At 52.5% G+C, this 14,041-nt stretch carries 13 protein-coding genes; 10 read left to right on the forward strand and 3 right to left on the reverse strand.

Going from position 1 to position 14,041, the window contains the following annotated elements; all coding sequences use genetic code 11:
- The first annotated feature begins 5 nt into the window (after nt 1–5).
- The 5 genes from ACK3CJ_RS09105 (at nt 6) to prpF (ending at nt 6,666) form a co-directional block, all read left to right on the forward strand.
- Nucleotides 6–719, forward strand: a complete 714-nt coding sequence (locus tag ACK3CJ_RS09105) for a GntR family transcriptional regulator (protein ID WP_409526102.1) — start codon at nt 6–8, stop codon at nt 717–719.
- On the forward strand, nt 712–1,605 hold the full coding sequence (prpB, locus tag ACK3CJ_RS09110) for a methylisocitrate lyase (RefSeq protein ID WP_409526103.1): 894 nt from the start codon (nt 712–714) through the stop codon (nt 1,603–1,605). Before ACK3CJ_RS09105 ends, prpB begins: the two co-directional genes overlap by 8 nt.
- A 51-nt stretch (nt 1,606–1,656) precedes the next feature.
- Entirely contained in the window at nt 1,657–2,787 is a 1,131-nt protein-coding gene (prpC, locus tag ACK3CJ_RS09115) for a bifunctional 2-methylcitrate synthase/citrate synthase (protein WP_409526104.1), read from the forward strand.
- 86 nt (nt 2,788–2,873) lie between these two features.
- Nucleotides 2,874–5,474: a Fe/S-dependent 2-methylisocitrate dehydratase AcnD gene (gene acnD, locus ACK3CJ_RS09120; protein WP_409526105.1), complete on the forward strand. Its 2,601-nt coding sequence runs from the start codon at nt 2,874–2,876 to the stop codon at nt 5,472–5,474.
- A gap of 1 nt (nt 5,475) precedes the next feature.
- A complete protein-coding gene (gene prpF, locus ACK3CJ_RS09125) occupies nt 5,476–6,666 on the forward strand; it encodes a 2-methylaconitate cis-trans isomerase PrpF (protein WP_409526106.1) in 1,191 nt (396 codons plus the stop codon).
- Nucleotides 6,667–6,699: 33 nt separating this feature from the next.
- Here prpF and ACK3CJ_RS09130 read toward each other — a convergent pair whose 3' ends face one another.
- Entirely contained in the window at nt 6,700–7,575 is an 876-nt protein-coding gene (locus ACK3CJ_RS09130; protein WP_409526107.1) for a LysR family transcriptional regulator, read from the reverse strand.
- Nucleotides 7,576–7,701: 126 nt separating this feature from the next.
- Between ACK3CJ_RS09130 and ACK3CJ_RS09135 the strand changes: the two genes are divergently transcribed.
- The 3 genes from ACK3CJ_RS09135 to ACK3CJ_RS09145 all read left to right on the forward strand — a co-directional run bounded on the left by ACK3CJ_RS09135 (nt 7,702) and on the right by ACK3CJ_RS09145 (nt 10,814).
- A complete protein-coding gene (locus ACK3CJ_RS09135) occupies nt 7,702–8,472 on the forward strand; it encodes a ferredoxin--NADP reductase (RefSeq protein ID WP_151704547.1) in 771 nt (256 codons plus the stop codon).
- Between the two features lie 231 nt (nt 8,473–8,703).
- Nucleotides 8,704–10,542 (forward strand): Na/Pi cotransporter family protein, encoded by a 1,839-nt coding sequence (locus tag ACK3CJ_RS09140; protein ID WP_409526108.1) that lies wholly within the window; start codon nt 8,704–8,706, stop codon nt 10,540–10,542.
- Complete coding sequence (locus ACK3CJ_RS09145) at nt 10,539–10,814, forward strand: hypothetical protein (protein ID WP_409526109.1); 276 nt, start codon at nt 10,539–10,541, stop codon at nt 10,812–10,814. The genes ACK3CJ_RS09140 and ACK3CJ_RS09145 overlap by 4 nt, the downstream gene beginning before the upstream one ends.
- Nucleotides 10,815–10,883: 69 nt before the next feature.
- Here the strand turns inward: ACK3CJ_RS09145 and ACK3CJ_RS09150 are convergent, their stop codons facing one another.
- Nucleotides 10,884–11,837, reverse strand: coding sequence for a LysR substrate-binding domain-containing protein (locus tag ACK3CJ_RS09150; RefSeq protein WP_409526110.1), 954 nt, complete (start codon nt 11,835–11,837; stop codon nt 10,884–10,886).
- A 131-nt stretch (nt 11,838–11,968) separates the two neighbouring features.
- On the opposite strand from ACK3CJ_RS09150, the gene ACK3CJ_RS09155 reads away from it, so the two are divergent.
- Together ACK3CJ_RS09155 and ACK3CJ_RS09160 are read left to right on the forward strand one after the other, a co-directional pair.
- Nucleotides 11,969–12,211 carry a DUF1127 domain-containing protein gene (locus ACK3CJ_RS09155; RefSeq protein ID WP_409526111.1) on the forward strand — a complete coding sequence of 81 codons (243 nt, stop codon included), beginning with the start codon at nt 11,969–11,971 and terminating at the stop codon, nt 12,209–12,211.
- Between the two features lie 145 nt (nt 12,212–12,356).
- Entirely contained in the window at nt 12,357–13,460 is a 1,104-nt protein-coding gene (locus ACK3CJ_RS09160; protein WP_409526112.1) for a DUF4105 domain-containing protein, read from the forward strand.
- On the opposite strand, the gene ACK3CJ_RS09165 is transcribed toward ACK3CJ_RS09160, so the two are convergent.
- Nucleotides 13,451–13,861: a PilZ domain-containing protein gene (locus tag ACK3CJ_RS09165; RefSeq protein ID WP_409526113.1), complete on the reverse strand. Its 411-nt coding sequence runs from the start codon at nt 13,859–13,861 to the stop codon at nt 13,451–13,453. The two genes, ACK3CJ_RS09160 and ACK3CJ_RS09165, sit on opposite strands and share 10 nt — an antisense overlap.
- Between the last annotated feature and the right edge of the window lie 180 nt (nt 13,862–14,041).

Here is a 14,041-nt window from a genome sequence, read left to right on the forward strand (position 1 = left end):
AAGTCATGTCAGATACCAGTAATGTATTACCGCTCGAGCCTTTGGCGAGGACGCTTGCAGATAGAGTCTGTCATCAGATCGTGACAGCGATCGTCAAGGGAGAGCTGCCGCCGGGCTACAAAATCAGTGAGCCGGAACTGGCACGTACTTACGGTATCAGCCGTGGGCCGTTGCGTGAGGCGATCCGTCGGCTTGAGGGCTTGCGCCTGGTTGAACGTAAACCGCATATCGGTGCTCGTGTCGTGCAGCTTTCTGCACGCGAACTGATCGAGATCTACCATGTGCGTGAAGCGCTGGAAGGGATGGCCTGTCGTCTGGCAGCCACTCATATGTCTGATGAAGAGGTGCAAAGCATTAAAGATCTGCTCGATCTGCATGAAAAATCGGTCGAGCAGCGCGAGTGGAGCTCCTATTTTCAGAAAGAGGGCGACCTCGATTTTCATTACCGAATTGTACAGGGCAGTAAGAATGCCAAGCTGCTGGAGTTGCTGGGCGCTGACCTGTATCACCTGGTACGCATGTACCGCTATCAGTTCAGTGTGTCGAGTTCCAGACCCAAGCGTGCACTCAAGGAGCATCGTCAGATTATCGATGCCATAGAGGCCAGGGATCCTGAGCTGGCCGAGTTGTTGATGCGTCGTCATATCAGCTCTGCACGCCGGAATATCGAAAGCAAACTGAACACTGTGAATGAAACCAAAGGGGATAAAAATGGCTGAGAAACTGACTGCGGGTGGGCGCTTTCGTAAGGCGCTGGCTGAGAACCAGCCACTGCAGATTGTTGGCACCATCAATGCTTACCACGCAATGATGGCAACCAGGACCGGACACCAGGCGATCTATTTGTCGGGTGGAGGGGTCGCCAACGCTTCCTATGGCCTGCCTGATCTGGGCATGACGACCTTGAACGATGTGCTGGAAGATGTTCGTCGCATCACCGGTGCTGTTGAAACGCCACTGCTGGTGGATATCGATACCGGTTGGGGCGGAGCATTCAATATTGCTCGTACCGTTCGCGACATGGCCAAGGCCGGTGCGGCGGCGGTGCATATCGAGGATCAGGTGGCGCAGAAGCGCTGTGGTCATCGCCCTAATAAGGAGATCGTTTCTCAGGCCGAGATGGTGGATCGGATCAAAGCGGCAGTCGATGCCAGAACCGATGATGACTTCTTTATTATTGCGCGTACTGATGCTTTCCAGATGGAGGGCCTGAGCGCAGCAGTCGATCGTGCGCAAGCGTGTCTGGAAGCGGGTGCTGATGGCATCTTTGCCGAGGCGGTGCACACCCTTGAGGATTACAAAGCGTTTTCGACCGGGATCAGCGGACGTCATCTGCTGGCCAATATCACTGAGTTCGGTGCCACGCCGTTGTTCAATAAGGCCGAGCTGGCAGAGCAGGGTGCCACCATGGTGCTTTACCCGCTGTCAGCCTTTCGTGCCGCCAACAAAGCTGCACTGAATGTGTTTGAGCATATCCTGAAAGATGGTGACCAGAAGGCTGTAATAGATACCATGCAAACTCGCATGGAACTCTATGATTTCCTTAACTATCACGATTTTGAGCAGAAGCTGGATGAGCTGTTTGCCCAGGGTAAAAATAAGTAAAGCAGGCAAAAAGCTGCTGCAGGGTTAACCCTGATACAAGAGGAGAAAACAATGGCTGAAGCAAAACAACTCGGTGGCGCTGGCTTGCGTGGTCAGTCCGCGGGCGCTACGGCTCTGTGTACCGTAGGGCATACTGGCGCAGGTCTGACCTACCGTGGCTATGATATGAAAGAGCTGGCAGACAAGGCCGAGTTTGAAGAGGTTGCCTATCTGCTGGTGTATGGCAAATTACCGAATCAGACTGAACTGGATGCTTATAAGGCTAAGCTCAAGTCGCTGCGAGGCCTGCCGGCAGCGCTGAAAACCGTGCTGGAGCAGATTCCGGCTGATGCGCATCCGATGGATGTGATGCGCACCGGTTGCTCAATGCTGGGCAATCTGGAGCAGGAGAAGGATTTCAGCGAGCAGTATGACAAGATCGATCGTATGCTGGGCGTGTTTCCATCGATCATCAACTACTGGTACAACTTCTCCCATAAGGGAGAGCGTATCAATGTTGAACCCGATGCCAACTCCATCGGCGAGCACTTCCTCTGGACCCTGCATGGCAAGAAGCCAGATCCATTGCATGTCAAAGTGATGCATGCATCGCTGATTCTTTATGCTGAGCATGAGTTTAACGCGTCTACCTTTGCTGCACGTGTCTGTGCATCTACCTTGTCAGACATTCACAGCTGTGTGACCGGTGCCATCGGCACGTTGCGTGGGCCGCTGCACGGCGGTGCCAATGAAGCGGCAATGGCGATGATCAAGGACTGGAAATCCCCGGATGAGGCGGAAGCCAACATCATGGGTATGCTGGAGCGGAAAGAGAAGATCATGGGCTTTGGCCATGCGATCTACCGAGACTCCGACCCACGCAACGAGATCATCAAGGGATGGTCTAAAAAACTGTCTGAGCAGGTTGGTGATACCGTTCTATACCCTGTCTCTGAGCGTGTGGAGGCGGTGATGTGGCGAGAGAAAAAGCTGTTCTGCAATGCAGACTTCTTCCATGCTTCTGCGTATCACTTCATGGGTATCCCGACCGAACTCTTCACACCGATCTTCGTCTGCTCGCGTGTGACGGGTTGGACGGCACATGTGATCGAGCAGCGTGAAAATAACCGCATTATTCGTCCGAGTGCCGACTACACAGGGCCGGAGCAACGTCCTGTACCACCCATGTCTGAGCGTGACTGATTCGGAACAATATAAGGAGGAGCGGGCTAGCTGCCCGACTCCTCCAGATCCGGCCTGTCAAAACCAATTGAGTGAGTTCCGACGCCATGAATACTGAATACCGCAAACCTCTGCCCGGCACATCGCTGGACTACTTTGATACACGTGCCGCTGTCGATGCGATCCAGCCTGGCGCGTATGATCAGCTACCTTACACCTCACGCGTACTGGCTGAGCAGTTGGTTCGCCGCTGCGAGCCGCAGGATCTGACGGATTCACTCAGGCAGTTGATCGAGCGCAAGCAGGAACTGGACTTTCCCTGGTATCCGGCGCGCGTAGTATGCCATGACATTCTGGGCCAGACCGCTCTGGTCGATCTGGCTGGTCTGCGTGATGCTATCGCCGACATGGGTGGTGATCCGTCCAAGGTTAACCCGGTGGTGCCTACCCAGTTGATCGTGGATCACTCCCTGGCGGTCGAAGCCGCGGGTTTTGATCCGGATGCCTTTGACAAAAACCGCGCCATTGAAGATCGCCGTAATGAAGACCGTTTTCACTTCATTGAGTGGACCAAAACCGCTTTTGAAAACGTTGATGTGATTCCTGCAGGTAACGGCATCATGCACCAGATCAACCTGGAGAAGATGTCTCCGGTGATTCAGGTGCGTCCGGATGCTAACGGAAAGTCAGTAGCTTTCCCGGATACCTGTGTCGGTACCGATTCACATACCCCGCACGTGGATGCATTGGGTGTTATCGCTGTTGGTGTCGGTGGTCTTGAAGCCGAAACCGTAATGCTGGGTCTGCCATCCATGATGCGTCTGCCCGATATCGTCGGCGTGGAGTTGGTTGGCAAGCGTCAGCCCGGTATCACTGCCACTGACATCGTTCTGGCCATGACTGAGTTCCTGCGCAAAGAGCGTGTAGTGGGTGCCTATCTGGAATTCTTCGGTGAAGGGGCATCCAGCCTGACCATCGGTGACCGTGCCACTATCTCCAACATGACACCGGAATACGGTGCCACTGCTGGCATGTTTTATATAGATGAACAGACTATCGACTACCTGAAGTTGACCGGTCGTGAGCCTGAGCAGGTGGCGCTGGTGGAAAGCTACGCCAAGACCACAGGCCTCTGGGCTGACACGCTGGCAAAAGCCGTATACCCACGAGTGCTGAAGTTTGATCTGTCCAGTGTAGTGCGTACCATGGCTGGCCCCTCCAACCCGCATGCTCGTGTCTCCACCAGTGATCTGGCGGCCAAGGGCATTGCCGGTAAATGGGAAGAGAAAGAGGGCGAAATGCCCGATGGTGCCGTGATCATCGCCGCCATCACCAGTTGTACCAACACCTCCAACCCACGCAATGTAGTGGCGGCTGGCCTGCTGGCGAAAAAAGCCAATGAGCTGGGTCTGATCCGCAAGCCCTGGGTTAAATCTTCTTTTGCGCCAGGCTCTAAGGTTGCCAGACTCTATCTGGAAGAAGCCGGTCTGCTGAGCGAGTTGGAAAAGCTCGGTTTTGGTATCGTGGCTTATGCCTGCACCACCTGTAACGGCATGTCTGGTGCACTGGATCCCAAAATCCAGCAGGAGATCATCGAGCGTGACCTCTATGCCACAGCGGTGCTGTCTGGTAACCGTAACTTTGATGGTCGTATCCATCCTTACGCGAAACAGGCATTTCTGGCTTCACCGCCGCTGGTCGTTGCCTACGCCATTGCCGGTACCATCCGTTTTGATATCGAGAAAGACGTACTAGGCACCGACAAGAATGGCAACCCGATTACGCTGAAGGATATCTGGCCGTCTGACGAAGAGATTGATGCACTGGTCAAAACCAGCGTCAAGCCGGAGCAGTTCCAGCAGATCTACATCCCGATGTTTGACCTGGATCGTGGCGAAGCTGCCAAAAGCCCACTGTATGACTGGCGCCCGATGTCCACCTATATCCGTCGTCCGCCATACTGGGAAGGTGCTCTGGCAGGTGAGCGCACCATGAAGGGGATGCGCCCGCTGGCAGTGTTGCCTGACAACATCACCACCGACCACCTGTCGCCATCCAATGCGATCATGATGGACAGCGCCGCGGGTGAATATCTACACAAGATGGGTGTGCCGGAAGAGGACTTCAACTCTTATGCCACTCACCGTGGTGATCACCTGACCGCTCAGCGTGCGACCTTCGCTAACCCGAAACTGATCAATGAAATGGCCGTGGTGGATGGTCAGGTCAAGCAGGGATCACTGGCACGCGTGGAACCTGAAGGCAAGGTGATGCGCATGTGGGAAGCGATCGAGACCTATATGGAGCGCAAGCAGCCGCTGATTATCGTGGCCGGTGCCGATTATGGTCAGGGCTCTTCACGTGACTGGGCGGCGAAGGGCGTACGCCTGGCGGGTGTTGAGGTGATCGCAGCAGAAGGCTTTGAGCGTATTCACCGCACCAACCTGATCGGTATGGGTGTGTTGCCGCTGCAGTTCGAAGTCGGTACCACGCGCAAAACCCTGGGTCTGGACGGCACAGAAACCTACGACGTGGAAGGTGAGCTGAAGCCACGCGGCACTATGACTCTGGTGATCAATCGCAAGAGTGGTGAGCAGGTTAAAGTGCCTATGCTGTGTCGTCTGGATACGGCGGCTGAAGTGCATGTCTATAAGGCGGGCGGTGTATTGCAGCGCTTTGCCCAGGACTTTCTGGAAGGGAGTGTCTGATATGTCGCAAGCACCCCAGATCAAAATCCCCGCCACCTATATGCGTGGTGGCACCTCCAAGGGGGTCTTTTTCAGCCTGAGTGATCTGCCTGAAGCTGCGCAGGTGCCAGGTGCAGCGCGTGACAGAGTCCTGATGCGTGTGATCGGCAGCCCCGACCCCTATGGTCAGCAGATAGACGGCATGGGTGGTGCGACTTCCAGCACCTCGAAAACCGTGATTCTGGCGAAAAGCGAGCAGCCGGATCACGATGTGGATTATCTGTTCGGGCAGGTTGCCATCAACAAGGCGTTTGTCGACTGGTCGGGCAACTGCGGCAACCTGACCGCTGCTGTGGGTGCCTTTGCGATCAGCAAGGGGCTGGTGGATGCCTCGCGTATTCCGGAAAACGGCATCTGCACGGTGCGCATCTGGCAGAAAAACATCAGTAAAACCATCATTGCCCATGTACCTATCACTAACGGTGAAGTACAGGAAACCGGTGATTTTGAACTGGATGGCGTGACCTTTCCCGCCGCCGAGGTGGTGATCGAGTTTATGGATCCGGCTGATGGCGAAGGCTCCATGTTGCCAACCGGCAATGTGGTGGATGATCTGGACGTGCCCGCTGATGTTGTAAAGGGGGGCAGCATCAAGGTAACGATGATCAACGCCGGTATTCCGACCATCTTCATCAATGCAGCCGATATCGGTTACACCGGTACGGAACTGCAGAAGGATATTAATGGGGATGCAGATGCGCTGGCGCGTTTTGAAACCATGCGTGCCTATGGTGCCGTGAAGATGGGGCTGATAAAGGATATTGCCGAAGCGGCGGATCGTCAGCATATACCGAAGATCGCATTTGTTGCCCCGGCTACCGACTATACCGCATCAAGTGGCAAGGCGATTGCTGCCGGTGAGATAGATCTCTGTGTGCGTGCACTGTCGATGGGCAAGCTGCACCATGCGATGATGGGTACAGCATCTGTGGCGATCGCGACGGCGGCAGCGGTACCCGGTACGCTGGTGAATCTGGCTGCCGGTGGCGTTGAGCGTGATGCTGTCACCTTCGGCCATCCATCCGGAACACTGCGTGTCGGTGCCGCTGCCACGCAGGTGGATGGCGAATGGACAGCCACCAAGGCGGTCATGAGCCGCAGTGCACGTGTGCTGATGGAAGGGTGGGTCAGGGTGCCGGGCGATACGCTTTAGGGTGCCTTTAAGGAGCCTTTAAGGAAAGCAGGACTATACCTCGCAGAAGTTGATCCACTCCTGCAGTGCCTTACTGAGAAACTTGTGTTGATGCTGAACCAGATAGAACTGCCTGTCCAATGGACGGCCGGGCAGTTCCAGTGGCACAAGTGCTCCGCGGCGGATATTGTCCTCCACAGACAGACGGGACAGGCATCCCAGCCCCAGCCCTGATTCAACGGCGCGCTTGATCGCTTCAGTATGTTGTAGCTCAAGTGGTGGCTTGAGCTCTGCGATCAGACCATGCATGGCGCGATCAAATGTCTGGCGCGTGCCTGAACCGGGCTCGCGCAGTATCCAGTCTGTTGCCAGTATATCCTCATCGCTCAAGGTGCCCTTCTCGGCCAGAGGGTGCTGCGGTGAGCAAAACACTACCAGTTCATCTTTGGTCCAGGGGGTCAGTGTCAGATCCGGGTGGTTCAGTTCACCTTCGATCATGCCCAGATCCAATTCGAAATTGGCGACTTTTTCAATAATACTGGCAGTATTGGCAACCTGCAGGCGTACACTGGCCTGAGGGTAGGCGGCCCGGTAGCGGGTCAGAATGCCGACGGCAAGATAGTTACCTATGGTCAGGGTGGCACCGATATTGAGTGAGCCCAGAGCAGAGCGTTGCTGCAGGTGCTGCTCCAGTTCGCGTGCCTGATCCAGCAGAGCTTCAGCCAGAGGGCGGATAGCGCGGCCAAGGTCATTCAGCACCAGTCGTTTGCCAACGCGATCAAACAGCTGAATCTCATATTGATTCTCCAGCTCCTTGAGCGCATTACTCGCAGCCGACTGAGAGAGGTTGAGCTGTTCGGCAGCACGGCTGACATTTGCAGTGCGGGCGGTTTCGATAAACACATCAAGTTGGCGCAGGGTAAATTTCATAGTTATAAAATCGATATGGATTATTCAAATTACTCATTTTTTAAATAATAGATAAGTGTTTAAACTATGTGCAAGTAATAATTTCAGCGCTTACAGCTTTACAGCGCGAGACAAGGGGTCTGACAAATGGCAAATCTGCACAAAGAGCGAGTGCTGGATGTACAGCACTGGAATGACACACTGTTCAGTTTCAAGACAACACGTGATCCCGGTTTTCGTTTCAAAAACGGCCACTTCACGATGCTGGGGCTGGAAGTGGATGGCAAACCTCTGCTGCGTGCCTACAGCATTGCCAGCGCGAACTATGAAGAGGAACTCGAGTTCTTCAGCATCAAGGTAGCCGATGGCCCGCTGACCTCACGCCTGCAGCAGATCCAGCCCGGTGATGAGATCTTTATCAGTCGCAAACCGACCGGCACGCTTCTGACCGACTTCCTGCTGCCAGGCAAGAATCTGTATCTGCTTGCCACCGGAACCGGTCTGGCACCCTTCATGAGCATCATCAAGGACCCTGAGGTCTATGAAGCTTATGAGAAAGTGATTCTGGTCCATGGCGTGCGCTTCGTCTCTGAGTTGGCATACCAGAAGGATATTACCGAAGTACTGCCGAACAATGAGTTCTTTGGTGAGTATATCCAGAATCAATTGCACTACTATCCTACGGTAACCCGTGAGCCTTATGTGAACCAGGGCCGCCTGACCGATCTGATGCGCTCCGGCAAGCTGTTTGAAGATCTTGGCATTCCTGCGCCAAACCTGCAGGATGATCGTTTCATGATCTGTGGTAGCCCAGCAATGCTGAAGGACACAACTTCCGTACTCGATGACTGGGGCTTCAAAGAGACGCGTCAGGGTGTTCACGGCGAGTATGTGATCGAGCGCGCGTTTGTAGACTGATATACCCGACCTGTTAAGGGTGCTCTATTCAGGGCGCTCTTAACAGGTCGTTCTGATTTTATATTTCCTTCCCTGTTATCCATCCCCTTAGCTGTGCAGTTATGATAGCTGTGTCATACTGCGTTCACATTTCTGGCCCCCCATCCTGATCTCGGCGATGTGTCGGGCCTGTTCTGTTCAATATATTCAAAGCGCAATTAAGGTCAGTTTGGTTCAGGGAGCTTTTCCGAGATGCTGAGACGTTTTGTATTACCGCTGGTATTGCTGGTGCTGGCCTATGGTTTCTGGGCCAGTTCTGAGTTCAAGGAAGTAGCGGCCGGGGTCGCTTTGTTTCTGTTTGGCATGATGTGTCTGGAGGAGGGGTTCAAGGCCTTTACCGGCGGCACACTCGAAGTGCTGTTGCGTAAATCCACCGACCGGCTCTGGAAGAGTCTTGCCTTTGGTATCGGCAGTACGGCCCTGATGCAGTCCAGTACGCTGGTATCGCTGGTGACCATCTCTTTCGTCAGTGCCGAGATGATCACGCTCGCAGGCGGCATTGGTATCATTATCGGTGCGAACCTCGGTACCACCACCGGCGCCTGGCTGATTGCGGGGCTGGGGTTGCGAATCGATATCGGTGGTTATGCCATGCCGATGCTGGTGTTTGGCGTCATCTTCATGCTGCAGAAAAGCAAAAGTCTCAAAGGTGTAGGCTATCTGCTGTTGGGGGTTGGTTTCCTGTTCCTCGGTATTCACTTCATGAAGGAGGGGTTTGAAGCGCTGCAGCAGGGCTTTGATCTCTCAACCTTTGCCGTTTCAGGTTTTGCCGGAGTGTTGTTGTTCACACTGATTGGCATGCTGATCACCGTGATCATGCAATCGAGTCATGCCACCCTGCTGGTGATACTGACGGCTCTGGCAGCAGGGCAGGTGAGCTATGAGAATGCGCTGGCACTGGCGATAGGGGCCAATCTAGGTAGTGCTATCACGACGGCGCTGGGTGGGATGGCTGCCAACCTGGGTGGTAAGCGCCTTGCGTTTGCGCATCTGGGCTTCAATGTGATGACGGCAGTCGTCGGTATTGTTTTTATCAATCAGCTCGCCTGGCTGGTGGATCATGTGGCTGCACTGATCGGCATCGCGGAACAGGACCACATGCTGAAACTGGCACTGTTCCACACGCTGTTCAATCTGGTGGGTGTGCTCTTGATTCTGCCGGTGGTGAAACAGTTTGAGCAGTTGCTGACGCACTATGTCACCTTCGTGCCCTCTGGCTCCGAGAAACCGCTTTATCTCTACCCCGATGCGCTGGATACACCGAGCACAGCTATTACTGCCGTACGCAAGGAGGTAGAACATCTGTTTGATAACGCCTGGGGATTGCTGGCTCATGGCTTGAGCCTGCGACGGAGCGTGATCGACTCAGAGGACTCCTTGTCAGAAGCAGTGAAATACACGCGTCGCATCATGACGCTGGATGTAGATGATCTTTATGAGCAGAAGATCAAGAGTCTGCACAGTGATATCGTCTCCTTCATTGGTGAAGCTCAGTCGCGTGAAACCACGAAGAAAAGTGTGGAAGAGTTGTATCGATTGCGCCAGGCCAGCCGCGATATCGTTGAAGCAATCAAGGCAATGAAACACCTGCATAAGAATCTGAGTCGCTATGGCATGTCGCCAAACCCAGCCATTCGTGAGCGTTACGACTCCATGCGACTGGTGATGGCAAGGTTATTACGTGAGTTACGCCAACTACGTAAAGCAGAACCTGAAGATGTCACAAATTTGTCATTGGACGCGCTCAGGGTTTCTCTGCAAAAATCCAGCCGTTCGCTGATGGATGAGATAGATGAGATGATCCGCCATCGGCGTTTTACGGCCAGTGTTGCAACCTCAATCATGAATGATGAGGCCTATGCCAATGACATATGTCAGAGTTTGATTGATGCAGCGCAGGTATTGTTCTCTTCAGCCACTAGAAATGTTGACGATCTGTTATCTCTGGACGAACATGAAATTCAGAGTATGGCGTCATCAAAGCAGCAGGATACGCTGCCACACGACCAATCAGGTGAATCGCACTCATGAAAACGAAGAACCTTCTGTCACGCCTGACCCGATTTCTGGATGCGGATAACAAAACGCAGCTGAAAGAGATCAAATCGATTCGTGAACTGCTGAAGAAACTGAAGCAGAAAGAGCGCGATCTGAAGGAAAAGCTGGAGAAACGACCAGATCGTGAAGATGCGGATGATATCCGCATCAAACTGGATGTGATCTACGCTCAGCGTATGAAGGGGCTTGATCGTGTCCGGCAGATCAAACAGGAGAGGGCGGCTAAAGCTAAGGCCTCGGAGTAGTTTTGTCTCATGTATTCAGGTTGATGTGAAGGGTATATGTTTCCCGCGAATCCTGCCAACAAGCACACCCTAAACATTAACCTCTTCCATATCAGGATGTTCCATTAAATATGTTTTCCAAGACGAATCAATCACCCTCACCTCGTCTTCAATCCAACGCTTAAACTTCATTACTTTCTGATATTTATAATGAGGCGCTGGTGCCACAAGATAAAAATCATATTGCGACTTCATATAGATCGGCAACGGGCAGATTAGCTGCCCCTTCTCGATCTGCTCATAAACCAAGCTATAACGCATCATAGCAAGACCTTGTCGAGACAGTAGCGCCTCAACCAGTGACGTGGAGTCCGCTACGTGCAAATTCGACTTCATCGGCATATCGTACATATTCAAAAAGCGTTGCAAAGTGGGCCACACATGCTGCACATCTGGTCCAGTGTCGGTGATGATTGGAATATTAGCCAATTGTGTTTTAAGTGGTTCGTTCATGTTAATTAATGATGGATGACAAACGAGTACCAAATACTCTTTTAATAAGAGTTGCGACTGTAACCCTGCATACTTCCCTCGACCTAATCGAATGCACAAATCCAAATCGTTATCGGTAAAGGCTGATAAATCAAGACTGGGGCTAAGACGAAGATTAATCTCAGGTTCCTGCGCTTGAAATCTACCCAAACGAGACACCAACCAACGACTGGAAAAAGAAGGCAGCGCACTGATCACCAAGGTATTGGGATTCAAATCTTCCGTAATCCCCCTTACACCTTCCTCCAATAGGGTGAACCCCTTTTCAATGTACTCAAACAAATACTGTCCTTCTGAGGTCAGCACGACCTGGCGAGCGTGTCGTTCGAACAGCTCAACATCCAAGGCTTGTTCTAATGTTTTTATCTGCTGGCTCACCGCTGCTTGTGTCACAAAAAGATGCTCCGCTGCTGCCTTAAAGCTCAACGACTGAGCTGCATAGCGAAACGCCTGTAATGACTTTAACGGAGGTAAAGGGCGATTCGAAGACATCAGGCGCACCATTCATAGTTAAGTTTTTCTAAATTATAAGACGATTTTTCTCGTTTGTCTCACATCATTTTATAGCCGATTATTTGAGCATGAATAGATCAGCCTGCTTAACAAATAAGAGGACTAATATCATGAAAGCCTGCTCATCACAAGAAATAGACAGCATCAAAAACAGCCACTTAGATATAAGCGTCTGCTGCAAAGAGACATTAGATAATCTAAAAGGAAAACCATGGAAAGCGCTTTTCAAAAAAATTGCTCATAACTGGCGTACCAGAAGCGAGCTGAGCCGCTTAAACGAAGATCAACTGAAAGACATAGGCTTAACCGCCGAAGATGTGGATCACGAAATTCATAAACCACTATGGAGATGATTGATCAGGCCTGCATCAACAACTGATGCAGGCCTTCATTGTGAAACAACGGGCATGAGATAAATCTCACTTTAAAGGTGATTTTTTGAAGGTGTTGGTGTTCCATAGGGGACTTGATCACATCATCTCTAAGGAAAGTGCTCTCATGCTGCGTCGTTCAATTATTCTGCCTCTGATATTGTTGCCTCTGATGTTACTGGGTCTGTGGTTACTGATTCAGCAGCCACAACATGGGGGCGAGTGGCATCCGTTACAGACGCGTCTGCCTGCTGTAGAGCAGCAGGGCAACGATCATCACATCAGTAACATTCGCAACTTCCGTTACCGGGAGGATGGTACGCCGGCTTCTGCCGACTACTTCGATCGCAGTTACAATACCGAGCACCTGCAGCGCGTCTGGTTTGGGCTGTCGCACTTTGCAGATCACGGCTTTGCGCACGCTTTTCTCAGCTTTGAGTTCGCCAATGATGACTCGGAACAGGGAGTGGATTATCTGGTCGCGTCCGTTGAGGCGCGGCTACGTCCCGATCAGACGTATAGTCCCTTTGTCGGTTTGCTGCGCCAATATAACCGCATGATCGTGCTGGGTACGGAAGAGGATATTATCGGCTTGCGCAGTCATGTGCGAAACGAACGGGTATTTCTCTATGAGATGACTCTGACTCAGGAGCAGCAACAGCACCTGTTTCGCGGCATGATGAGTGATGTTGCCAGCCTTACGGAAACACCGGCTTTCTACAATACGCTGTTGCACAATTGTGTGACGAGCCTTTTGCGCCACGACCCGGACTATCGGGTCTGGCGACACTTGTTCGATTATCGCGTGTTGCTGCCAGGCTATGGTGATGGTTTTGCGCAGGATAAAGGGTGGCTGCCTCAGGATATTGAGTTGGATCAACTACGTTCAGAGAACCGGGTTGTGCAGCAGCATGATCCACTGGATGATGATTTTTCAGTGCTGATCAGAACGCGAGATTATCTTGATCTGACACTGGAGAATCTGGTTGCGCAGCAGAGTGCCTATCAGCAGCGTCTTGTCAGAACACAAGGCATATTGCGCCATCATCCCGACCCACTGCACTACTGGATAGAGGATGAACGCTTGCATCGTGTCGAGCTGTTTCCTGCAGAGATGGCTGCGCCTTTGCTGGGGCAGACGGTTGAGGTGGAAGGGCGTTTCAGGTTTGATCCTGCGGTCGGGCGAGCTGTGCATCTGGATAGTATAGAGCTCCAGAGCGATCAGCTCTGAGCCGGATAGTCGCCGGCAAACTTCTCAATCCACTCAAAGGCGGCCTGTTCGCTGTTGAGGTGTCGATCCTCCTCGTCCATCACTTGCTGACGATACTCCTCAATACGACAGATCTGATCCACCATCCGAACTGAGAAGGGATCTTCCGGGTTGGCAAAGGCCACCCCGATTTTGAAGCGTCGTTCATCCGGCCTGCACCAGACGACCACACCCTTGGCTGAAAAGGGCGGCGGGTCAATATTGACCGACATGACATGTCCGGGATCGATAAACTGATTGGATGAAAAGCACAGGCCGCCAGCACTGATATCAGCAAGGTGCTCCAGAGATATCTCGGGTGCCTGGTCAGCGATTCGATAAGTCAGCGGCATGTCAGTCGAGTGTCGGAGATAACGGCGCATCGTATTTTTCCGCAATTCTGTTGTGTTCAATTGATATGGGCGGGTTGATGCCTGTTCATAGTCAGTATAGCTGAGTCTCAAGTACCCTGTTCTTTGCCTTGCCTGTTCTATGTTTGATAGATGTCGTAACTCGTTGGCTTAATGGCGTTTGTAGCCATCTATTTTCAAATTTTTGCACTA

The organism is Nitrincola salilacus, assembly GCF_046271865.1.
GTDB classification, from domain to species: Bacteria; Pseudomonadota; Gammaproteobacteria; order Pseudomonadales; family Balneatricaceae; genus Nitrincola; species Nitrincola salilacus.

Coding starts and splice junctions, on each gene's coding strand:
- ACK3CJ_RS09165 (WP_409526113.1), bottom strand. CDS start 13,861: ATGCGCCGTTATCTCCGACACTCGACTGACATGCCGCTGACTTATCGA.
- acnD (WP_409526105.1), top strand. CDS start 2,874: ATGAATACTGAATACCGCAAACCTCTGCCCGGCACATCGCTGGACTAC.
- ACK3CJ_RS09135 (WP_151704547.1), top strand. CDS start 7,702: ATGGCAAATCTGCACAAAGAGCGAGTGCTGGATGTACAGCACTGGAAT.
- prpB (WP_409526103.1), top strand. CDS start 712: ATGGCTGAGAAACTGACTGCGGGTGGGCGCTTTCGTAAGGCGCTGGCT.
- ACK3CJ_RS09140 (WP_409526108.1), top strand. CDS start 8,704: ATGCTGAGACGTTTTGTATTACCGCTGGTATTGCTGGTGCTGGCCTAT.
- ACK3CJ_RS09160 (WP_409526112.1), top strand. CDS start 12,357: ATGCTGCGTCGTTCAATTATTCTGCCTCTGATATTGTTGCCTCTGATG.
- ACK3CJ_RS09145 (WP_409526109.1), top strand. CDS start 10,539: ATGAAAACGAAGAACCTTCTGTCACGCCTGACCCGATTTCTGGATGCG.
- ACK3CJ_RS09130 (WP_409526107.1), bottom strand. CDS start 7,575: ATGAAATTTACCCTGCGCCAACTTGATGTGTTTATCGAAACCGCCCGC.
- prpC (WP_409526104.1), top strand. CDS start 1,657: ATGGCTGAAGCAAAACAACTCGGTGGCGCTGGCTTGCGTGGTCAGTCC.
- prpF (WP_409526106.1), top strand. CDS start 5,476: ATGTCGCAAGCACCCCAGATCAAAATCCCCGCCACCTATATGCGTGGT.
- ACK3CJ_RS09155 (WP_409526111.1), top strand. CDS start 11,969: ATGAAAGCCTGCTCATCACAAGAAATAGACAGCATCAAAAACAGCCAC.
- ACK3CJ_RS09105 (WP_409526102.1), top strand. CDS start 6: ATGTCAGATACCAGTAATGTATTACCGCTCGAGCCTTTGGCGAGGACG.
- ACK3CJ_RS09150 (WP_409526110.1), bottom strand. CDS start 11,837: ATGTCTTCGAATCGCCCTTTACCTCCGTTAAAGTCATTACAGGCGTTT.